This is a genomic window from Arthrobacter sp. C9C5 (genome assembly GCF_013359735.1).
In the GTDB taxonomy this organism is placed as follows: domain Bacteria; phylum Actinomycetota; class Actinomycetes; order Actinomycetales; family Micrococcaceae; genus Arthrobacter.
Genome location: NZ_JABFMX010000009.1, coordinates 129,202 through 148,457, shown reverse-complemented (window position 1 = coordinate 148,457; position 19,256 = coordinate 129,202). Strand labels below are relative to the sequence as shown.

The window sequence follows — 19,256 nt, the reverse complement described above, 5'->3', positions numbered from 1 at the left end:
TGGTTTTCGGGTCTGGGCTGCGGTGAGCTAGGGACATGCCTTCCGCCAACCGCGCCACCGATGTCCCGCCGCAGCCCTGGACCGGAAGGTTCGACGGCGACGGCGCCGACCACCGCCGCTGGTGGCAGGCCGTGACGCCCTACGCCGCGCACCCGGCTGCCCACCCGCGGCCGGCCGCGTCCGCCGGCGCGCGGCCCGCCGTTATCCTCGGCTTCGGCAGCGACGCCGGCGTGCGGCGCAACAAGGGCCGGGTCGGGGCGGCTGCCGCGCCCGCCGCCATCCGCGCCGCCCTCGGCCCGCTCGCCTTCCATCTGGACCGGGAAATCCATGACGCCGGCGACGTCACCGTCATGGGGGACGCGCTGGAGGCCGGGCAGGCGCGGGCCGGGCTCGCCATCACCGGACTGCTCGACGCCGGCGCCCTGCCGGTGGTCCTCGGCGGCGGCCACGAGACGGCCTTCGCCAGTTACCTGGGCGTGGCCGGCTCCGCCGCGGTCCGCGAAGGACTGCGGGTGGGCGTGCTGAACCTGGATGCACACTTCGACCTCCGCGACGAGCCGGTGCCCAGTTCCGGCACCCCGTTCCTGCAGATGGCCCGGGCGGAAGCCGCCGCGGGACGCGAACTGAAGTACGCCGTCGTCGGGATTTCCGAACCGAACAACACCAAGGCGCTGTTCCGGACCGCCGCGGAGCTGGGTGTGGACTACCTGTTGGACGAGGACTGTGCCGCGGACGCCTCGCAGGCTTTCGTGGCCGCGTTCCTGGCCCAGGTGGACGCGCTGTACCTGACCATCGACCTGGACGTGCTGCCGGCGTCGGTGGCCCCCGGGGTGAGCGCCCCGGCCGCCTACGGCGTCCCGCTGCCGGTGATCAACGCGGTCTGCCGGCAGGTGGCCGCGAGCGGGAAGCTGCTGCACCTTGATGTCGCGGAGCTGAACCCGGACTTCGACGTCGACGGCCGCACCGCCAGGGTCGCCGCGCGGCTGATCAACACGCTGCTGCGGTAGCCCTTAGATGGCGGTGTGCGGCGCCTGGCCCTCATCGCCGTGCTGTTCCACCGCGCGGCGCTCGCGCAGCCGGTCCAGCCGGTTCATCACCGGCGCCGTCGTCGCCCCGTGCAGCACGATCGACATCGCCACCACGAGTCCCACAAAAGCCCAGAGCTCCTGCGCCTGCGCGCCGAAGTTCCCGTGGCCCAGGGCGTATGCGAGGTAGTAGAGCGAGCCGATGCCGCGGATGCCGAAGAAGGAGATGGCGATGCGTTCCCGTGGGCCGGTCTTGCCCCGGGCCAGCCCGAGCCAGCCCGCCAGCGGGCGGACCAGGAGCAGGAACGCCAACGCCACCAGCACCTCGGTCCAGCCGATCCCGGCGAGCAGTCCGCGGGCGATCGCCCCGCCCAGCAGCACCAGGATGACCACGGTCATGAGCCGCTCCAGCTGCTCCACGTACGAGTGCATCACCCGGTGGAAACCGTGCGTGCGCTCGGCGGCCCGGATGGTGACAGCGCAGACGAACACTGCGACAAAGCCGTAGCCCTCGATCAACTCGGTCACGCCGTAGGCCAGGAAGGTCGCCGCGAGGGCCACAAAGCCCTCGGAGTGGTTGGACAGCCGGACGCTCTCATGCCGGGCCGTGAAGAAAAGCCGCCCCAGCAGCTTGCCCGTCGCGAGTCCCAGCAGCACGCCGATGCCGATCCGCCAGAGCACGTCCACGGCCAGCCAGTGACCCAGCCAGCCGGACGGTGAGGCGCCGACGAAGCTGATGGCGATGGCCAGGTAGACGAAGGGGAACGCCAGCCCGTCGTTCAGGCCCGCCTCGGAGGTGAGGCCGAAGCGGATCTCGTCCTCGCGCTCGGTCTCGTCTTCCTCGTCCGCGGGCTCCCCCACCTGCACCTCGGAGGCCAGGACCGGGTCGGTCGGGGCCAGGGCGGCCGCGACGAGGAGCGCGGCACCAAGACCGAGCCCCAGGAACCACAGCCCCAGCAGGGTCAGGCCGATGATGCACAGCGGCATGGCAAGGCCCAGCATCCGCCAGGTCGTGGACCACCGCCGGCGTCCGACGGGCCGGTCCAGCGCCAGTCCGGCGCCCATCAGCGAGATGATGACGCAGACTTCGGTCAGGTGGGTGACGAATTCGCCGTGCTGCAGGGGATCGGGGTCCGGCAGGGCCGGCATCAGCGTGAACGCCAGCATGCCTGCGCCCAGGAACACCATCGGCATCGACAGTGGCGCGTTGCGCAGCAGCTTGGGCAGCACCGCGGCGATGAAGACCGCGATTCCGGCCGCGAGAAAGACAATACTGGGAGCTTCGAACATGTGCACGCCCTCCTGCCACAACCGGGGTGCAGGCCCGGAATGGGTCGGGGCGCCGTTCCAACAGAACGGCGCCCCTCGCCTAAAAAGATATACCGCCACCTGCACACTATCGGCTCCGGACCGGGACGCCACGCCGGACAGACTAGAATAGAGGGCGGCCAACCGGCCGGATTCTAGGAAAGACCAGTCAATGAACACACACACCATGCGGACCCAGGCCTCTGACGCCACGTCCATCAAGCTCTCGTTTGCCAGTGCGCAGGAGGTCCACCACGGCCTCGAAAACGCCGTCAACACCCTGATCGCCTCGGCCGTCCAGGACCGCCGCTGCGGGATCCGGGTTACCCGCCACGAGCCGGGCGCCTACACCGTGGCGCTGGACGACACCGTGCCCTTCGGCGAGACCCACGAGGACGTCGCCGCCTAGTCTGCGCGGGCCGGAACAGGCCAAGGGCCGGTGAGGGACTCTCCCACACCGGCCCTTCTTTGTGTTTCTATCTGCGCCGTGTTCCTATCTGCGCCGCGGCGCCAGCGCCTAGCTGCGCCGCACCTGCACGCCGTCGGACTTCAGGAACAGCTGCGCCTCCGAGGGTGCGCCCGGCACCAGCCAGAGCACATTTCCGCTGGACGACACTTCTTCGACTTCCCCGGCTGCCAGCAGTTGTGCGTGCTTAAGGATTTCCACGTTGTCCCCCGCCTTGAGGCTCCTCCAGTCGGAGACCGTGGCGGCGAACGCCGTGCGCCTGGACATGACCGTCCCGCGTGATTTCATGAACTTCTACCCCTTTGTAGGTTCTTGCCACAACGTCTTTGGTGTGGGCTACATCATATTTGTACTACATTTCCGGCGCCCCCGGCGGCCGTGTTGCCGAACTTTTCGGGGGGGCCGGGAAATGCCCGGCCGGCTCGTATTTTCTTTGCCGTCAGGCCAGATTTCCGACGGCGGATTCGGCGGCGGCGCGCACCTTGCCCGAGGCTACGAGCAGGTCGGCGGCCTCCAGCTCCGGTGAGAGGAACCGGTCGGTTCCGGGCCCCTCGACGACGTCGCGCAGCACCGCGATCACCGCGGCCCCCGCCGGTCCCGGCGTGAGTTCGCCGCCGGAGAGCTGGGCGCGGATGTCCAGGGCCCGGGCGGAAGTCACCAGCTCGATCGCCAGGACGCGGCGCAGGTTCTCCACCGCGCGGCGCAGCTTGCGGGCGGCGTGCCAGCCCATCGAGACATGGTCCTCCTGCATGGCCGAGCTCGGGATCGAGTCCACCGAGGCCGGGACGGCCAACCGCTTGTTGTCCGAGACCAGCCCGGCCTGGGTGTACTGCGCAATCATCAGGCCGGAGTCGACGCCGGGATCCGCGGCGAGGAAGGCCGGCAGTCCGTGTGAGCGGGCCGGGTCCAGCATCCGGTCGGTCCGGCGCTCGGCGATGGAGCTCAGGTCCGCGACGGCGATCGCGAGGAAGTCCAGCACGTAGGCCACCGGGGCGCCGTGGAAATTGCCGTTGGAGCTGACCCGGCCGTCCGGCAGGACCACGGGGTTGTCGATCGCCGCGGCGAGTTCGCGCGAAGCGACCAGCGCGGCGTAGTCCACTGTGTCGCGGACGGCGCCGGCCACCTGGGGGGCGCAGCGCAGCGAGTAGGCGTCCTGGACCTTGGTGTCGTTCACCCGGTGCGAGGCCACGATCGGGGAGTCGGACAGCACCCGCAGCATGTTGTCCGCGGAGGCGGCCTGGCCAGGATGCGGCCGGAGCGCGGCGTGCAGCTCCGGCAGGAACACCTGGTCCGTGCCGAGCAGCGCCTCGACGCTGAGCGCGGCGGTGATGTCCGCCGTCGTGAGCAGCTGGCGGATGTCCGCGATGGCCATCAGCAGCATGCCCAGCATGCCCTCGGTGCCGTTGACGAGCGCCAGGCCTTCCTTTTCGGCCAGCGTGACGGGTTCAATGCCGTGCGCGGCGAGGAGCTCGGCGACGGGGCGTCCTCCCTTGCCGCCGAACAGTTCGCCGTCCGGGCCCACCGCTTCGCCCTCGCCCATCAGGACCAGGGCGCAGTGCGAGAGCGGGGCGAGGTCGCCGGAGCAGCCCAGCGAACCGAATTCGCGGACCACCGGCGTGATGCCGGCGTTCAGCACGTCCACCATGGTCTGCAACACGACGGGGCGGACGCCGGTGCGGCCGGAGGCGAGGGTCTTGGCGCGCAGGAACATGATGCCGCGGACCACCTCGCGTTCCACGGCCGGGCCCATGCCGGCGGCGTGGCTGCGGATCAGCGACTTCTGCAGCTGGGTGCGCAGCCCGCCCGGGATGTGCCGGTTGGCCAGCGCGCCGAAGCCGGTGGAGATGCCGTAGGCCGGGGTCTCGCTGTGGGCGAGGTCGTCGATGTGGGCGCGGACCTTGGCGACGGCGTCGAGGGCGTCCTGGGAGATGGTCACCTTGGCGTCGTGGCGGGCGACGGCGACGACGTCCTCGGGGGTGACGCCGCTGGAACCGAGGGTGACGGTGAGCGGTTCGTGGGTTGGGCCCACGCGGACAGGGTTCCCTGGCCGAGCTTGCGAGGTTAGGGGGTTCGTGGGGATGAGAGTCATTGAAATCTACCTAAATCTGATGGTTGAGCCGGGTTTCCCATCGATTGCTCCGTAACGGCCCTTTCCAGGGCTCAAAACGGCGCTTACGGAGCAATCGACGAGGTTTTCGCGGGCTTGGTTAGCGGGACTCTGGGGCCACGCGGACAGGGTTCCCTGGCCGAGCTTGCGAGGTTAGGGAGTCCGTGGGGAGCATGGGGATGCGGACGCCGCGTTCCTTGGCGACCTCGACGGCGCGCTCGTACCCGGCGTCGGCGTGGCGGATGACACCCATGCCGGGGTCGTTGGTGAGCAGGCGTTCGAGCTTCTGCGCGGCGAGCTCGGTGCCGTCGGCCACGGAGACCTGGCCGGCGTGGATGGAGCGGCCGATGCCGACGCCGCCGCCGTGGTGGATCGAGACCCAGGTGGCGCCGGAGGCGGTGTTGAGCAGGGCGTTGAGCAGCGGCCAGTCGGCGATCGCGTCGGAGCCGTCCGCCATCGCCTCGGTCTCGCGGTACGGGGAGGCGACGGAGCCGGAGTCGAGGTGGTCGCGGCCAATCACGATGGGCGCCTTGACCTTGCCCTCCTTGACCAGCTGGTTGAACAGCAGGCCGGCCTTGGCCCGCTCGCCGTAGCCCAGCCAGCAGATCCGGGCCGGCAGACCCTCGAATTCGACGCGCTCGGCGGCGGCGTCGATCCAGCGGTGCAGGTGCTTGTTCTCCGGGAAGAGCTCCTTGATGGCCTTGTCTGTCACCGCGATGTCCTCGGGGTCCCCGGACAGGGCAACCCAGCGGAACGGGCCGAGGCCCTCGCAGAACAGCGGGCGGATGTAGGCCGGGACGAACCCGGGAAACTCGAAGGCCCGGTTGTAGCCGCCCTTGCGGGCCTCGTCGCGGATGGAGTTGCCGTAGTCGAAGACCTCGGCGCCGGCGTCCTGGAATTCGACCATGGCCTGGACATGCTTGGCCATCGAGGCCTGCGCCTTCTTGGTGAAGCCTTCCGGATCGGCGGCGGCCTCGCGGTGCCACTCCTCGACCGTGATGCCCTCGGGCAGGTAGCTCAGCGGGTCGTGCGCGGAGGTCTGGTCCGTGACGATGTCCACGGTGAGCTCGCCGGCGTTATGGCGGCGCAGGATCTCCGGGAAGACGGTGGCGGCGTTGCCGACGTAGCCCACCGACCAGCCGCGGCGCTCCTCCTTGGCTTTGAGCACCTTGGCGATCGCGGCATCGAGGTCGGTCTCCACCTCGTCGAGGTAGCGCTTGCCGGCGCGGCGGCGCAGGTGGCTCTCGTCGACGTCGACAATCAGGCAGGCGCCCTCGTTCAGGGTGACGGCGAGCGGTTGCGCGCCGCCCATGCCGCCGCAGCCGCCGGTGAGGGTCAGGGTGCCGGCGAGGGTGCCGTTCTCGTCCCCGGTGAGCTTGCGGGCGATCGCCGCGAAGGTCTCGAAGGTGCCCTGCAGGATGCCCTGGGTGCCGATGTAGATCCAGGACCCGGCGGTCATCTGGCCGTACATCATCAGGCCCTCGGCCTCGAGCCGGCGGAATTCAGGCCAGTTGGCCCAGTCGCCGACGAGGTTGGAGTTGGCCAGCAGCACCCGCGGGGCCCATTCGTTGGTGCGGAAGACGCCGACCGGCTTGCCCGACTGCACCAGCAGGGTCTCGTCCTTTTCCATGGTTTCCAGGGTGCGGGTGATGGCGTCGAACGCGGCCCAGGAGCGGACGGCGCGGCCGGTGCCGCCGTAGACCACGAGGTCATCCGGGCGTTCGGCCACCTCGGGGTCAAGGTTGTTCATCAGCATGCGCAGCGGGGCTTCGGTCTGCCAGCTCTTGGCGGTGAGCTCGGTGCCGCGGGCTGCTTTGACCGGGCGGGCACCGGTGGTGAAATCGGCGGGTGCCATGGGGGCTCCTTCGTTGTCTGGGGTGGTTTTTGGGAAGAGGTTCTGTATCAACTAAAGCCTGTCCGGAGTCCCGTAAACAGGGGCTTCCGGCGGGCGCTGTCCGGGATGCCAGACCCAACCAGCCCGCACTGCTTGGCGTCGTGGGTGCTCGGAAGGGGAGCTACTGCGGGCCGGTTGGGCCGGGGCGGCCGTGGATCCGGACCGAGAGATCGTCCGCCACCTTCTTGACCCGCGCGGCCAGGACCGGCCACTGGTCCGCGGGCAGTTTGTCCTCCAGGAAGGTCACGGCGACGGCGGCCGTCGGCCAGCCGGTGTGGTCCGTGACGGCGGCCGCGATCGAGCCGAAGCCGGGTGTCACTTCGCCGTGTTCGGTGGCGTAGCCTCGCTGCCGGACCTGGTCCAGATGCGAGGACAGTGCGGAGTACTTGGTGATCGGCGATTCGGTCTCGTGCCGGGCGCTGAAGGCCGCGGCGTTCGGGTACAGCGCCCGGACCTGGGACTTCGGCAGCGCGGCCAGGATCGCCCGGCCGCTCGCGGTGAGGTGGCTGGGAAGTCGGACACCGACGTCGGTCACGAGGGAGGGTCGGTTCTTGGCCCGCTCCTCGACGATGTACAGCACGTCCCGGCCATGCAGCACGGCCAGGTGGGCGCTCTCCCCGATCACGTCCACCAGCGTCGCAAGCATCGGCCGGCCGAGCCTGGAGAGCGGCTCCTGGCGGGAGTAGGCGGAGCTGAGCTCGAAGGCGCTGATGCCGAGGCCGTACCGCTGCTCCTCGTGCAGGTGCAGCACAAAGCCGTTCGCCTCCATCACGCCGAGCAGGTGGTAGACACTGGAGCGCGGCAGGCCCAGCGAGGTGGCAATGTTCGACGCCGCCATCGGCCCGCGCTTGGAGGCCAGCAGTTTCAGGATGCGCAGCGTGTTCTCGGCCGCGGGCACCTTGGACGCCGGCCTGGCGGCGGCGGGCCTGGCCGCACCCGCCTTCGGTACGGCACTGGGGGCTCCCGCGGGCGGGGTGATGGCGCTGGCGGCTGACATGTCGTCCTCTTCGTTTCGGGGGTGTCCGGTATCCCGTACTTAAGCATGCGCCCGGCATTCACCCCATAGGGGCATGACGCATCTTCCGTTGTCTGGAATACCAGACGTTCATGCCAAACCGGGCGCGGGACTTCCGACCCTAGCCCGGCCGCGGGAGGCGGTGCTTCGCTGAACGAAGCCGCCGGAACATCAGGAGGACCGCCGTGCGCTGGATCGCAGGACTGTTCTTAATCGCCCACGGCCTCGTTCACCTCGCCATCTGGCTGCCGCGGCCGGACGAAAAGGCGCCGTTCGACGTCGGCCGGTCCCCCTTCGCCGGGGAGGTGCGCCGTCTCGCAGTTGCCCTGGCCATCGCCGCCGCGGCGGTGCTGGGGCTGGCGGGCCTGGGACTCCTGGTGGCGGCGCCGTGGTGGATCCCGGTCACCGTAGCCGGGGCCGGAATCTCGGCCGCGCTGCTGGTGCTCACGTTCAACCCGTGGTGGCTGATCGGGCTGGGCATCAACGCGGCCATCATCGTCCTCGCCGTGCAGCAGTCCGGGTGACGGGCGTGGATACCCGGCGCACGGAGTTTCAGGGGGCGCGGCTGAAAGCGATCAGGGCGGTTCATACCCTGGCGTGGTTCACGATCGAGGCGGCGATGGTCTACGTCCTCTACTCCGGTATCCGGGGACGCTCCGACCGGAGGGCGGGCGTCGCCGGCGCCGTGGTCTTCGCCGAAACCGCGGTCTTTGCAGGCAACGGCTTCCATTGCCCGCTGACGGCGGTAGCCCAACGACTCGGCGACAGCACCGGCTCCGTCACGGACATCTATTTGCCGAAGTGGTTTGCCCACAACCTCCCGGCGATCCACGTCCCGCTAATTGTCGTGGCGGTGGGGGTCCACTGGCGGAAACTGCGGCGTCAGCTCCGGTAGAGCCGGTCCACCGCCGCCGCGGCGGCGACCCTCAGCCTCAAGGGATGAAGTCCGTCGTGCGGCAGCCCCGCCGTCGTGGCTTCCCAGACGGCGGCCCAAAAAGCGTCGGGACCGGCAGCGGCAGCGCCAGGCGGGCGCAGGTACCAGTCGAAGCCGCGCGGGCGCGGCGGGAGACCGGCCTCGGCAAGATAAGAGTCAATATCGTCGTCGATGGATTCCAGGTCGGCGTCGGTCAGGCGCGAAGGTTCCCGCGCCTCGCGCCCGTCGCTGTATCTGGTGACGACGGCGGTCTCCCGGTTGCGGGGTGCGGCGGGGACCCGGACGACATTTAGCGGCCCCGCGGCCCACACCACGAGCGCACCCCAGCCGTTCTCCGTGGCCGGAATCCAGCCTTCGGGCGCGGCGGACGCCTGCCTGGCGCCCCACGGGTCGTCACTCATAGGCCCACCCTAACCATCGCGCCGGAATCGCGCCGGCACCGCCACCCGAGTATCCCCGGAGGCCATCCAAGTGGTGCTCGGCGAAGAAGGGGTATGTGTTACGCGTGTTACTGGTGGGACGAATTCGTAGAGTGGGCGGACGGGGGCGCCGGAACGAAGACGGTAAGGCTGGGGAGTCCGTCTGTGTCGTTTCGGTCCCCCGCGAATGAACTTCGTTCGCTGGCAAGGAGCAGTCCGATGCGCATTTCCCCAGCACAGCCAATCAGCACAGCACAGCCCGTACGCCCGCAGCGGGCGGCCCGAGTCGCCCGGGTCTTGCGGCAGGCTGCACACCGCATCTACGAGGGCCGCGTCCCGTTCCGCATTGGCCAACTGGTCGTGGGCGACGACCCGTTCAATGGGCGCAGGGAGGGAACGGTCGAAGTCATCCGTGCCCCGTTCGTCGGCCTGCGCGTCCCCGGGACTCCCGCCGGAACCCTGTTTTTCTTTGATCACCGGAACGTACGGCAACCCGAATAGGCAGACCCGGACATCCCTTGCCGTCCCCATGAAGGAGTTCACATCCATGTTCGCCGCAGACTCCGCGCCCGCCTACCTGACCACCGCCGAAGTCGCAGCGATGATGCGCGTGTCCAAGATGACCGTCTACAGGCTGGTCAAGTCCCAGGCCCTGGCCGCAGTCCGCTTCGGGAAGTCCTACCGCATCCCCGAATCGTCGGTGCAGGACTACATCCGGCAGACCGCCACACCGACCTCCTAGCAGCATCACGCCAGCGGCTCGCCGGCCCGGGCCATGCGCGGGCGTTACGCCTCCCGTTCGCCCCTCCGTCGGAAATCGCCCGGCCAGTCGGACCTCCGGATCCGGCCTAGTTCCTGAACCGGCCCCAGGTGCCCCCACTCGTCGCGCCCGAGCCGGGCCAGCGGCCCGAGCAGGTCGATCCGAGGGTGGCTACCCTCCAGGACATCGACAGAGACCGCGGCGTGGGTGACCTCGCCGAACACCAGCACGCAATCGCCCATGGCCAGCGTCGAATGCAGCCGGCACTCCAGGGCCGCCGGCGACTCCGCCACCCGCGGCACGCTGACCGTCAGGCTGGCCTCCCGGGTGACGTTGGCGGCGTCGAACTCGCTGACCTCCGGCGGAAAGTTGGTGCCGGTCGCGTTGACCTCGGCGAGGAAATCGGCCGGCGCAAGATTGACCACAAATTCGCCTCGCGCGGAGATGTTCCGCAATGTGTCCTTCCGGCCCACCGAGGTGAACTGGATGATCGGCGGTGTCACCGACGCGACAGTGAAAAAGGAATGCGGAGCGAGGTTGTCCACCCCGTCGGCGGAGGTACTGGAAACCCAGGCAATAGGACGGGGCACGACGACGGCTGTCAGCAGCCGGTAAAACTCTGCGGAGGGCAAGTCGGCGGGGCTGAAATCCTTGCGCATGCCCCCAGCCTAGTGGCACGCCCCGGCGGCAAGGCCGCCACCAAACCGGACCGGGCTGACAGACGACTGACCCGCCCGGACAGAGCTGCCCGGGCGGGTCAGAGTTAGCGCTCTATCGGGCGGACCAGCCGCCGTCCATGGTGTAGCTGGCGCCGGTGACCATGCCGGCGTCGTTCGAGGCCAGCCACGCCACCAGCGAGGCCACCTCCTCGGGTTCGACCAGCCGCTTCACGGCCGCCTCGGTGAGCATGATCTTGGCCAGCACCTCGGACTCCGGAATGCCGTGCACCTTGGCCTGGTCCGCAATCTGCGACTCGACCAGCGGCGTCCGGACATACCCGGGATTGATGCAGTTGGACGTCACACCGTGGGCGCCGCCCTCCAGCGCCGTCACCTTGCTCAGCCCTTCCAGGCCGTGCTTGGCGGAGACGTAGGCGCTCTTGAACGGCGAGGCCCGAAGCCCGTGGACCGAGGACAGGTTGATGATCCGGCCGAAGCCGTTGGCGTACATGTGCGGCAACGCGGCCCGGATCAGCAGGAACGGCGCCTCAAGCATGAGCGTGACGATGCGGCGGAAATCTGCCGGATCAAAGTCCTCGATCGGGCTGATGCGCTGGATCCCGGCGTTGTTGACCAGGATGTCGCAATCCAGGCTGAGCGTCTGCAAGGCCTCGACGTCGAGCAGGTTCACCGCCCACGCGGTGCCCCCCACCTCGTCGGCGAGGGCGGTGGCGGCGGCTTCGTCGACGTCGGCAACCACCACCTTCGCGCCCCTCGCAGCGAGGGCACGAACGCTGGCAGCGCCGATCCCGCCCGCGCCGCCGGTGACCAATGCCTTGCGGCCGTTGAGTGTATTTTCCATTACCCAGCCTTCCAGTTCAGAGATTCACGGTCATCAGATTCAAGCAGTTCAGCGGACGGCCGCTACTGCCAGGCCTTCACGCTCGGCGTCGGCCCGGTCCACGTCCTCGAGGGCGATGCCCTTGGTTTCCTTGAGGCTGAGCACTGCCACCGTGGTGATAGCACAGGCCACCACGAGGTAGATGGCGGTGGGCAGCCAGGAACCGGTGTCCTTGAGCCACGCCGTGGCGAGCAGCGGCGCGAGCGAGCCGGCGAAGATCGAGGTGACCTGCGAGCCCAGCGAGACGCCCGCATAACGCATCCGGGTCGGGAACAGCTCCGACATCAGCGCCGGCTGGCCGGCGTACATGAAGGCGTGCAGGCACAGACCGATCGTCACGGCGAGCACAATGATCACCGGGTTGCGGGTGTCGAACATCGGGAAGGCGAAGAACGGCCAGGTCGCGCCGGTGATGGCGCCGACCAGGTAGACCGGCTTGCGGCCCCAGCTGTCCACGAGCCGTCCGACCTGCGGGATGACCAGGAAGTGGATGAGGTGGGCAATCAACAGTGCCAGCAGCAGCGAGGACGTGTCGTACTTGTGCACGCTCTTGAGGTAGACAATCGCGAAGCTCACCACGAGGTAGTACATGATGTTTTCCGCGAAACGGAGGCCCATGGCCTGCAGGATGCCCTTGGGGTACTTGCGGATGACTTCGCGGACGCCGTAGCTGGCGGCCTGCTCCTGCTCCAGCTGCGCCTTGGCTTCGAGGAAGATCGGGGCTTCGGAGACGTTGGTGCGGATGTAGTAGCCGACGAACACGATCACGGCGGAGAGCCAGAACGCCACGCGCCAGCCCCAGCCGAGGAAGTCGGCGGCGCTGAGCACGTTGGACACGATGAACAGGACCAGGGTGGCCAGCAGGTTGCCGACCGGGACGGCCGCCTGGGGCCAGCTGGACCAGAAACCGCGGGTCTCGTTGGGGCTGTGCTCGGCAACGAGCAGCACAGCGCCGCCCCATTCGCCGCCCAGCGCGAAGCCCTGGATGAAGCGCAGTGCCACCAGCAGGGCCGGCGCGAGGTAGCCGATGTCGACGAAGCCCGGGAGGCAGCCCATCAGGAAGGTGGAGACACCGATGATCACGATGGTCAACTGCAGGGTGGGCTTGCGGCCCAGCTTGTCGCCGATCTGGCCGAAGACGATTCCGCCGAGCGGGCGGGCGACGAAGCCCACGGCGTAGGTCAGGAACGCCTGGATGATGCCGTCCAGCTCATTGCCGGTGGCGGGGAAGAAGTACTTGCCGAACACCAGGGTGGCGGCGGTGGCGTAGAGGAAGAATTCGTACCACTCCACGACGGTGCCGACCATCGATGCGGCGACGATTTTCTTGAGGCCTGCACCCTTGGTGGCTGCGGCGGGGGGTGTTGCGGAGCGTTGGTCTACGCTCATTTCGTTCTCCTTAGTGTCCACGATGACACGCGCCGTGATGCACAGCACTGAAAATGGGCTTCATCGAGTATTGCCGCAGATTCCTTGCGGTTCAATGGCCAAACCGGCACTATGTATGTGCAGAATTGCAGATATGAATGCAAATCCCGACGACCTGTTGGTGCTGCTGGCGGTCTCGCGCTCGGCCAAATTTACGACGGCGGCCCAGGTCCTGGGCCTGAACCACACCACGGTCTCCCGCCGGATCGCGGCCCTGGAGAAGGCCCTCGGCGGCCGCGTGCTGTCCCGGGCCGCGGGCGGCTGGGAACTGACGGAACTCGGCGCCGCGGCGGTCGCCGTCGCCGAGCAGGTGGAAGGCGCCGTGCGCTCGCTCGAAAAGCCGGGGACGACGCCGGACCCCGTCACCGGCGTCGTGCGGATGACCGCCACCGACGGTTTCAGCGCCTACATCGCGGCCCCCGCGGTGGCCCGGCTGCGCCGCCACCACCCCGGGCTCAGCGTGGAGATCATCACTGTGACCCGGCGGGCGCTGCAGCAGCGCTCCGGCCTGGACATCGAGGTGGTGGTCGGCGAGCCGCAGGTGCACCGGGCCGAGGCGGCCCAGCTCGGCGAATACATGCTGGGGATGTATGCCTCGCGGAGCTACCTGGCCGAGTACGGGACGCCGCGATCGGTGGACGAACTGAAGGCGCATCCGCTGGTCTACTTCGTCGACTCCATGCTCCAGGTGGACGACCTCGACGCCCCGCGGCGGCTGGTGCCGACCATGCGGGACGGGCTGAGCTCCACCAATGTCTTTGTCCACGTGGAGGCGACGCGGGCCGGGGCCGGAATCGGGTTCCTGCCCTGCTTCGCCGCGGACCTGCATCCGGACCTGGTCAGGCTGTTGCCGGATAAGTTCGCCGAACTGCTCCCCTACTGGATGGTCCTGCGGCCCGACTCGATGCGCCGGCCGGCCGTGGCCGCGGTAGTCCAGGCCCTGCGCGAGCAGACCGACGCGCACCGCGAGGCGCTGATGGGCCGGGACGGGTACGCAGCGATTGCTCCGTAGGCGCCGTTTTGGGGCCGCAACAGGGCCATTACGGAGCCGTCGACGACGTCGGGTCCGCCGTCATCGGGTCCGCCGTCGTCGGGTCAGCGGATGCGGGGTCGTGGCGGACGGCGGCGCCGGCGGCGAAGGCGCGCACCTTGGCATCGTGCCAGATGTGGGCCGGCACCGCGCCGCCCAGCAGGCGCCGTGCGAGGCCGGGGTCGTCGTCGAACGGCACGTCGCTGCCGGCGATGATCATGTTGCCGTAGCGCCGGCCCTTGAGCATGGCAGGGTCGGCGATGATCACCGTGTGCTCGAAGGCCGCCGCGATCGTGGCAGCATCCTCGCGCGCGTTGGCCAGGGCCGGGGCGTCGCCGGAATTCACCAGGTAGATCCCGCCGGGCGCCAGGACACGCTTGGCGTGCCCGGTGAATTCGCTGGTGGTGAGCGGCCGCGGGGTGATGGAGCCGGCGAAGACGTCGCGAATGATGAGGTCCCGCGTCTGCGGCGTGAGGCTCTCGGTAACCTCGCGAGCCTCCCCCACGCGCAGGCGCAGCAGCGGCGCCTTGGGCAAGTCGAACCAGCCGCGGACGTACTCGGCGAGTTTCCCGTCCAGCTCCACCACCACCTGGCGGGCGTCCGGATAGGCGGCGTGGAAGTAGCGCGCCAGCGAGCAGGCTCCCCCGCCCAGGTGCAGGGCGCGCAGCTTCGGCCTGGCCACCGGCGGCCAGCGCGATTCCACCAGCGCCGCAATCCAGCGCATGTACTCGAAGTCGAGGAACAGCGGGTCGGCGAGGTCGATATGGGAGCTCATGACACCGTTGATCCGCAGTAGCCACCCGGTCGAATTGTCCTGGTCCGGGATCAGCTCGCAGTCGCCGGTGTCGATGTAGTAGACCCCCGAGACCGGACCGTCAGGGCGGCTGCCCTTCGGCACTTCCACCACTCCCGGCGCCGAAATCCCGGCGTTTCGACCGGCCGCCCTGCCTCGCTTTGCCATCAGCTGTCCGCCGTTCCGCTCATGCGTCAACCCTAGCTGGCCGGCAGCCGACGATTCTCGGAATCTCCTTGTAATCGAATGCAAAGCGTGCTTACTATCGGATAGTAATCATGCTTACTATTCGGGTTCGGCGCTGCTGGTTTGCTAACCGGCAGCAGATCTACAAGGAAAGAGAGCGACGATGACAGAGAACCAATGGCCCCAGGACGGCAGCTACGGAACCCCGACGGCGACGCAGGGCACGGAGCTAGGTACAGAGCCGGCACTTCGGGAGAGCTCGACGTTCCCGCCCGCCTCGACCGGGACGCCCTCGAAGACCGACACCGCCAAGGGCGAAGCCGGTGAGGTCAAGCAGCAGGCCGCGGAGTCGGCCCAGAACGTCACCGAAACCGCGAAGGCCGAAGCGGCCAACGTGGCCGGCGAGGTCAAGAGCAACGCCAAGGACCTCATCAATCAGGCGCGGACAGACCTTACCGCCCAGGCCGGCACGCAGCAGCAGAAGGCCGCCCAGGGCCTGCGCTCCATTTCCAGCGAACTCCACACCATGGCGGACGCCTCTGACCAGCCCGGCGTCGCGACCGACCTGATCCGCCAGGCCGCCGAGCGGTCACAGTCCGTGGCCACGTGGCTCGACAACCGCGATCCCGGTTCGTTGCTCACCGAGGTCAAGTCCTTCGCCCGCCAGCGCCCCGGCACCTTCCTGCTGGCCGCTGCCGGCGCCGGCATCCTGGCCGGACGCCTCAGCCGCAGCCTCAGCGCCGGGGCTCCGGAAACGACGTCCACCGGCAGCACCGGCACCCCGGCGCAGTACAGCGCCCCGGTCTCCAGGGTGCCCGATGCCGGCGTCGCGGTGCCCCCGCCGCCGGTGACCTACCCGGAAACCACGACCGCCGGAGTTGCCGACACCTACCCGCCCAGCCCGCTTGAGGGCACCGGTGCGCACGCCGACCAGTGGGCTAACGACCCGCTGGCCTCCGATCCGTACCGCATCGACCCGAGCATCGACCCCGACCGTAAGGATCCGTTCGACGGAGGCCGTCGATGAGCAGCGAGATGCCCACGGGCGCCCCGATGCCTCCCACCGAGGCCCATGTGAAAGCGGAAACCAACTCCCTGGGCGACCTGCTCGGTGACGTCACGCGGGACATGTCCACCCTGATGCGTCAGGAAGTGGAGCTCGCCAAGGCCGAACTGAAGCAGACCGCCGGCCGGGCCGGCAAGGGCAGCGGCATGTTCGCCGGTGCCGGCGTCGCAGGCCACTTCGTCCTGCTGTTCCTCTCCCTCGCCCTCTGGTGGGGTTTGGGAACGCTGATGGGGCTGGGATGGTCCGGCGTCGTCGTCGCGATCATCTGGGGCATCATCGGCGCCGTCCTGGCCTCGATGGGCCGCAAGGAACTCAAGGCGATCAAGGGCATGCCGCAGACCGCGGAAACCCTCCAGGAAATCCCCCCGACCCTCAAGCCCAGCCACTAGAGCGAGGAAAACACAATGAGTGAAAACCCGGATGCCATCCGCGCCGACATTGAAGCAACCCGCGCCCGGCTCGGCACCAACGTCGACGCCGTGGCCGACAAGGTCACCCCGTCGCACATCGTCCAGCGCCAGACCGACAAGGTCAAAGAAAACGTCAAAGACGCCGTCTTCGGAGTGAAGGAGAAAGTCATGGGAGCAGCCGACTACACCGCCGGCAACGTGCATTCCGCAGGCGGCAGCGCCGCCTCGCACCTGAACGACGCCGGCTCCGCCGTCGCCGACGCACCGCACCTGGCCAAGACCAAGACGCAGGGCAACCCGCTCGCCGCAGGGCTCATCGCCTTCGGCGCCGGCCTGCTGGTGTCCTCGCTGATCCCGGCGAGCCAGAAGGAACGCGAGGCAGCGGACGCCTTGAAGACGGCCGCCGAGCCGCTCACCACGGAGCTGACCGAAGCCGCGCAGCACGTGGCCGAGGGCCTCAAGGAGCCTGCCCAGGCGGCCATGGAGAACGTCAAGGCGACGGCCACCGACGCCGCCCAGAACGTCAAGGGCGAAGGCCAGATGGCCGTCGCCGACGTCAAGGACCGTGCGGCCGACGCCAAGGACAACGTCCAGCAGGCCTAGCCCGACCTGAAAGACGGCCGGTTGCCCTCGCTGACGCGCTGGGCAGCCGGCCGCTGCGCTTAACCACGAAAGAAGATTCCGATGGCCAAGAACCTCACCAAGGCGGACACTGGCTCCATGGACGACGCCGAAACCCCCGAGAGCAGCACCGCTAAGGCGCGCACTGCCCCCGCCCCGGACGACGCGCGCAAGCCGGGCCGCCCGACCGATGTCACCAAGCCTTCCTGGAAGTACATCGCCAAAAAGACCCTGCGGGAATTCACCAAAGACCAGTGCCCCGACCTCGCGGCATCGCTGACCTACTACTCGGTGCTCTCAATCTTCCCGGCGCTCCTGGCGCTGGTGTCCCTGCTCGGTCTTTTCGGAGACGCCCAGAAGACAACGTCGGCGCTGCTGGACATCGTCCAGGGCATCGCGCCCGGCCAGACCGTGGACACGATCCGCCCGGTAGTCGAAGAACTGGCCAGCTCCTCGGCCGCCGGCCTGACGTTCATCGTGGGCCTCCTCACCGCCCTCTGGTCCGCCTCCGGCTATGTCGGGGCGTTCGGGCGGGCCATGAACCGGGTGTACGAGATCGATGAGGGCAGGCCGTTCCTGAAGCTGCGCGGCACCATGCTCGGAGTCACGGTCGTCAACCTGCTGATCGTCGTCGTGCTGGCCGCGATGCTGGTGCTCAGCGGCCCGGTGGCAGAGTCCGTCGGGAACCTGATCGGCCTGGGCGGGGCGTTCCTGGCCGTCTGGAACATCGCCAAGTGGCCGGTGATGCTGGTGCTGGTGATCGTGGCGATTGCCGTCCTCTACTACGCCACCCCCAACGTGAAGCAGCCGAAATTCCGCTGGATGAGCATGGGATCGGCCATTGCCCTGGTGGTCTTCCTGCTGGCATCCCTGGCATTCGGCTTCTACGTGGCCTACTCCAACAGCTACAACAAGACCTACGGTGCGATCGGCGGCGTCATCATCGCCCTGCTCTGGCTGTGGATCCTGAACATGTCGCTGCTGTTCGGCGCCGAGTTCGACGCCGAAACCGAGCGCGGCCGCCAGCTCCAGGCCGGCATCGAGGCCGAGGAAACCATCCAGCTGCCGCCGCGCGACACGAAGAAGAGCGACAAGCTGCAGGCCCAAGAGGAAGAGGACATCCGCCGCGGACGGGAGCTGCGGGAGGAACACGGCGGTACCAAACGGGCGGGGGACCAAAGCCCCTAGCCGCCCCGCTCCCCCACCGGTAGTACTGGGGGGACGCACCGCTGGGGAGTGCTACGTCCGCCTACCCGGGAGGATCCATGCCGGCACCCGCAGCAGGTCCCCGACCCGCCGCCGTCGCCGTGGGCTACGACGGCTCCGAATCCTCGCAACTCGCCGTCCGCTGGGCCGCCGACCATGCCGCCCTCCGGGGCCTCCCCCTGCGGGTGGTTCACGCCTGGGTCTGGCCGATGTTCACCAAAGACCTGGGACCCGTCAAGGGCGTGGCCGGCAGCGGCCTCCGGCATTCCGCCGAGACCATCCTCGCCGAGGGCGTGGGGCTGGCCCACGGCGTTGACCCTGGTCTCGCCGTCGACGGTGTCATGGAGGCCGGACTGCCCGCACAGGTCCTGCGCCAGGCCGCCGCGGATGCCTCCCTCCTGGTGGTGGGAAGCCGGGGCATGGGCGGCGTGCTCGACCACCTCGCCGGTTCGGTCTGCCTGGAGCTGGCAGGCGCCGCCCCGTGCCCGCTCATGGTGGTCCGCCGTCCGCACCTGCCCGGCAGGCCCGTCGTCGTAGGCGTCGATGCCGCGGCCCACAGCTCGGCCGTGCTCGCCGACGCCGTCCGCCTCGCCGCCGCGGTCGGCGCCGAGTTGCAGCTGATCCATGTGGATCCGGACCCTGGCGGGAAGCCTGCGGAGCACGGCCGGCACACGCCGCTCCACGGCGCGGAACTGCTGGAGTACTCCCTCGGCGAAGCAGGGAGACTCGCTCCCGGGCTGGCAGTCTCCGGCACGCTGAAGGATGGCCGGGCGGCGGCCAAGGAACTCGTGGAGGCAGCCGAAGACGCGGATGTGCTGGTGCTGGGCACCCACAACCGCGGCGGAGGCATTGGCAACACCGTCTCCGCGGTGCTGCATAAGGCGGCCTGCAATGTCATGATCACGCGCTGATTCCTAGGCTCCGGGGTCACTGCCGCCGCAGCCCGGGTCAGGAAGATGAGCCAGAAAGGGAGGCTCTGTGCGAGCCTGGTGGGTTGCGCAGCCCGGACCAATCGCGACGGGTCCGCT

General features: G+C 68.9%; 22 protein-coding genes. 12 read left to right on the top strand and 10 right to left on the bottom strand.

What is annotated here, in order from left to right:
• Positions 1–35: 35 nt before the first annotated feature.
• Positions 36–1,007, top strand: a complete 972-nt coding sequence (gene hutG, locus HNO80_RS09265) for a formimidoylglutamase (RefSeq protein ID WP_175322556.1) — start codon at positions 36–38, stop codon at positions 1,005–1,007.
• 3 nt (positions 1,008–1,010) lie between these two features.
• Here hutG and HNO80_RS09260 read toward each other — a convergent pair whose 3' ends face one another.
• Positions 1,011–2,315 carry a cation:proton antiporter gene (locus HNO80_RS09260; protein ID WP_175322555.1) on the bottom strand — a complete coding sequence of 435 codons (1,305 nt, stop codon included), beginning with the start codon at positions 2,313–2,315 and terminating at the stop codon, positions 1,011–1,013.
• Between the two features lie 190 nt (positions 2,316–2,505).
• On the opposite strand from HNO80_RS09260, the gene HNO80_RS09255 reads away from it, so the two are divergent.
• Entirely contained in the window at positions 2,506–2,742 is a 237-nt protein-coding gene (locus HNO80_RS09255) for a hypothetical protein (protein ID WP_175322554.1), read from the top strand.
• Positions 2,743–2,850: 108 nt separating this feature from the next.
• Here the strand turns inward: HNO80_RS09255 and HNO80_RS09250 are convergent, their stop codons facing one another.
• The 4 genes from HNO80_RS09250 to HNO80_RS09235 all read right to left on the bottom strand — a co-directional run bounded on the left by HNO80_RS09250 (position 2,851) and on the right by HNO80_RS09235 (position 7,797).
• Complete coding sequence (locus tag HNO80_RS09250; protein ID WP_175322553.1) at positions 2,851–3,087, bottom strand: hypothetical protein; 237 nt, start codon at positions 3,085–3,087, stop codon at positions 2,851–2,853.
• A gap of 151 nt (positions 3,088–3,238) precedes the next feature.
• On the bottom strand, positions 3,239–4,888 hold the full coding sequence (hutH, locus tag HNO80_RS09245) for a histidine ammonia-lyase (protein ID WP_502707834.1): 1,650 nt from the start codon (positions 4,886–4,888) through the stop codon (positions 3,239–3,241).
• A 118-nt stretch (positions 4,889–5,006) separates the two neighbouring features.
• The gene (gene hutU, locus HNO80_RS09240; protein WP_175322551.1) at positions 5,007–6,761 is read right to left on the bottom strand and encodes a urocanate hydratase; all 1,755 of its coding nucleotides are present in this window, start codon (positions 6,759–6,761) and stop codon (positions 5,007–5,009) included.
• A gap of 160 nt (positions 6,762–6,921) precedes the next feature.
• Positions 6,922–7,797 carry an IclR family transcriptional regulator gene (locus tag HNO80_RS09235; protein ID WP_249777241.1) on the bottom strand — a complete coding sequence of 292 codons (876 nt, stop codon included), beginning with the start codon at positions 7,795–7,797 and terminating at the stop codon, positions 6,922–6,924.
• Positions 7,798–8,000: 203 nt separating this feature from the next.
• Here HNO80_RS09235 and HNO80_RS09230 point away from each other — a divergent pair, with 203 nt between their 5' ends.
• On the top strand, positions 8,001–8,339 hold the full coding sequence (locus HNO80_RS09230; RefSeq protein ID WP_175322550.1) for a hypothetical protein: 339 nt from the start codon (positions 8,001–8,003) through the stop codon (positions 8,337–8,339).
• Between the two features lie 5 nt (positions 8,340–8,344).
• Entirely contained in the window at positions 8,345–8,710 is a 366-nt protein-coding gene (locus HNO80_RS09225) for a hypothetical protein (RefSeq protein ID WP_349627294.1), read from the top strand.
• Here HNO80_RS09225 and HNO80_RS09220 read toward each other — a convergent pair.
• A complete protein-coding gene (locus HNO80_RS09220) occupies positions 8,698–9,150 on the bottom strand; it encodes a DUF5956 family protein (RefSeq protein WP_175322549.1) in 453 nt (150 codons plus the stop codon). The two genes, HNO80_RS09225 and HNO80_RS09220, sit on opposite strands and share 13 nt — an antisense overlap.
• A gap of 237 nt (positions 9,151–9,387) precedes the next feature.
• Here HNO80_RS09220 and HNO80_RS17785 point away from each other — a divergent pair, with 237 nt between their 5' ends.
• On the top strand, positions 9,388–9,669 hold the full coding sequence (locus HNO80_RS17785) for a hypothetical protein (protein ID WP_217500745.1): 282 nt from the start codon (positions 9,388–9,390) through the stop codon (positions 9,667–9,669).
• A gap of 46 nt (positions 9,670–9,715) precedes the next feature.
• Positions 9,716–9,910 (top strand): helix-turn-helix domain-containing protein, encoded by a 195-nt coding sequence (locus tag HNO80_RS17780; RefSeq protein ID WP_217500744.1) that lies wholly within the window; start codon positions 9,716–9,718, stop codon positions 9,908–9,910.
• A gap of 44 nt (positions 9,911–9,954) precedes the next feature.
• Here the strand turns inward: HNO80_RS17780 and HNO80_RS09210 are convergent, their stop codons facing one another.
• The 3 genes from HNO80_RS09210 to HNO80_RS09200 form a co-directional block, all read right to left on the bottom strand.
• Entirely contained in the window at positions 9,955–10,587 is a 633-nt protein-coding gene (locus tag HNO80_RS09210; protein ID WP_175322547.1) for a flavin reductase family protein, read from the bottom strand.
• A gap of 112 nt (positions 10,588–10,699) precedes the next feature.
• Positions 10,700–11,449, bottom strand: coding sequence for a 3-hydroxybutyrate dehydrogenase (locus HNO80_RS09205; protein ID WP_175322546.1), 750 nt, complete (start codon positions 11,447–11,449; stop codon positions 10,700–10,702).
• A 48-nt stretch (positions 11,450–11,497) separates the two neighbouring features.
• Positions 11,498–12,877 carry an MFS transporter gene (locus HNO80_RS09200; RefSeq protein ID WP_175322545.1) on the bottom strand — a complete coding sequence of 460 codons (1,380 nt, stop codon included), beginning with the start codon at positions 12,875–12,877 and terminating at the stop codon, positions 11,498–11,500.
• 133 nt (positions 12,878–13,010) lie between these two features.
• Here HNO80_RS09200 and HNO80_RS09195 point away from each other — a divergent pair, with 133 nt between their 5' ends.
• Positions 13,011–13,928 carry a LysR family transcriptional regulator gene (locus HNO80_RS09195; protein WP_175322544.1) on the top strand — a complete coding sequence of 306 codons (918 nt, stop codon included), beginning with the start codon at positions 13,011–13,013 and terminating at the stop codon, positions 13,926–13,928.
• 28 nt (positions 13,929–13,956) lie between these two features.
• On the opposite strand, the gene HNO80_RS09190 is transcribed toward HNO80_RS09195, so the two are convergent.
• Positions 13,957–14,907: a spermidine synthase gene (locus HNO80_RS09190; protein ID WP_175322543.1), complete on the bottom strand. Its 951-nt coding sequence runs from the start codon at positions 14,905–14,907 to the stop codon at positions 13,957–13,959.
• A gap of 181 nt (positions 14,908–15,088) precedes the next feature.
• On the opposite strand from HNO80_RS09190, the gene HNO80_RS09185 reads away from it, so the two are divergent.
• The 5 genes from HNO80_RS09185 to HNO80_RS09165 all read left to right on the top strand — a co-directional run bounded on the left by HNO80_RS09185 (position 15,089) and on the right by HNO80_RS09165 (position 19,139).
• Complete coding sequence (locus HNO80_RS09185; RefSeq protein WP_175322542.1) at positions 15,089–15,952, top strand: hypothetical protein; 864 nt, start codon at positions 15,089–15,091, stop codon at positions 15,950–15,952.
• The gene (locus HNO80_RS09180; protein WP_175322541.1) at positions 15,949–16,380 is read left to right on the top strand and encodes a phage holin family protein; all 432 of its coding nucleotides are present in this window, start codon (positions 15,949–15,951) and stop codon (positions 16,378–16,380) included. Before HNO80_RS09185 ends, HNO80_RS09180 begins: the two co-directional genes overlap by 4 nt.
• 15 nt (positions 16,381–16,395) lie before the next feature.
• Positions 16,396–17,004, top strand: a complete 609-nt coding sequence (locus tag HNO80_RS09175) for a DUF3618 domain-containing protein (protein ID WP_175322540.1) — start codon at positions 16,396–16,398, stop codon at positions 17,002–17,004.
• An 81-nt stretch (positions 17,005–17,085) separates the two neighbouring features.
• On the top strand, positions 17,086–18,210 hold the full coding sequence (locus HNO80_RS09170) for a YihY/virulence factor BrkB family protein (RefSeq protein ID WP_249777240.1): 1,125 nt from the start codon (positions 17,086–17,088) through the stop codon (positions 18,208–18,210).
• Between the two features lie 77 nt (positions 18,211–18,287).
• A complete protein-coding gene (locus HNO80_RS09165; protein WP_175322539.1) occupies positions 18,288–19,139 on the top strand; it encodes a universal stress protein in 852 nt (283 codons plus the stop codon).
• The last annotated feature ends 117 nt before the right edge of the window (positions 19,140–19,256 follow it).